3 protein-coding genes are annotated in these 1,041 nt (G+C 60.5%); all 3 read right to left on the bottom strand.

Annotated elements, in window-relative coordinates:
* Position 1: 1 nt before the first annotated feature.
* Entirely contained in the window at positions 2 to 229 is a 228-nt protein-coding gene (locus IH13_RS43670) for a hypothetical protein (RefSeq protein WP_158791415.1), read from the bottom strand.
* A complete protein-coding gene (locus tag IH13_RS43675; protein WP_158791416.1) occupies positions 226 to 384 on the bottom strand; it encodes a hypothetical protein in 159 nt (52 codons plus the stop codon). The genes IH13_RS43670 and IH13_RS43675 overlap by 4 nt, the downstream gene beginning before the upstream one ends.
* Positions 385 to 678: 294 nt before the next feature.
* Positions 679 to 1,041: immunity 49 family protein (locus tag IH13_RS0130670; protein ID WP_199814900.1), on the bottom strand; the 363-nt coding region annotated here is incomplete at its 5' end.

Below are 1,041 nucleotides of genomic sequence, written 5' to 3' on the forward strand. Positions count from 1 at the left end.
TCTAAGGGGGGAGGTCGGTGTTGGGGTCTGGCGTAACATGCAGGACGACTTCTGCGTTGGCGATCATGCGTCCGATTTCGATAGGGAGATGCTCGAAAGTGAAGTCGATCAGATCGGGCGATTCTTCGATTTCATCGATATCCTTGATCAAGCCTTCGCTCAGGCGCTCGGCATGCTGTTGATTTTCGGCATTTTGGGGAAGGTTATGGCGGGCGATATTCACGGTCACGGGAGAGTCCTTTTAGTGATGTCGAAACGGCGATACTGGTAGCCGTTGTGCGCGCCGTCGTTTTTATCTCCCTTGGCAACGATGTACTCCAGTTTCCCTTCTTTCATTGCATCCTTCACCGCCTGTACCGACTCGGTTTCGCCTCGCTCGGCCATGACCCTCATGATGTCAAGAAAGTATTCCCTGATTCCTTGGGATACTTGTTGACCATTTGGAAGGGTTCGTCGCCCCAGCTGTACTGACCCGTCAGGTCGGGAACGCGGCTGTGCTGTCCGAGTCGGGGTGGACGGTCGTGCGTTCGTCGGTTCAGCAGGTTGCCCTTACGGCCTTCCGTGAGAGCCGGCAGGCCTGACCCATCACGGGACGTGGTGTACCGGCCGGAGGCAGGAGGGGTGCGGCTGTGGGCGGGTCTGTTTCGGTCAGTGGTCGGCGGTTGGGGGCTTGGTTGCTTACGTGGGGAATTCTCCGCACCAGTTGCGTCCGAGGAGGGTGGCCGGCAGGTAGTCGGATTCGACTTCGATGGGGATGCCCGCGTCGTGGGCGATGCAGGCCATGGCGAGGGGGGCGAGGGCGACGAGGCCTGGGGCCTGGTACATGCGGCTGTCCTCGGTCCAGTACTCCTTGTGCCATTGGAGGGCGGTGGTGAGTGCCTGGGTGAAGCCGGCGTGGTCCTTGCGGACGAAGCGGTGGAACATCTCCATCGGTGGGTACATCAGCTTGCCCGCGGTCTCCGGGTCGGAGGCGGTCTGGGGGTCGGTGCCGTCGACGGCGGCCACCAGTTTCTGGACGAGGTCCTGTCTCTTATACACATC

Origin of the sequence: Streptomyces sp. NRRL WC-3549, assembly GCF_000721935.1 — a bacterium.
Taxonomy (GTDB): domain Bacteria; phylum Actinomycetota; class Actinomycetes; order Streptomycetales; family Streptomycetaceae; genus Streptomyces.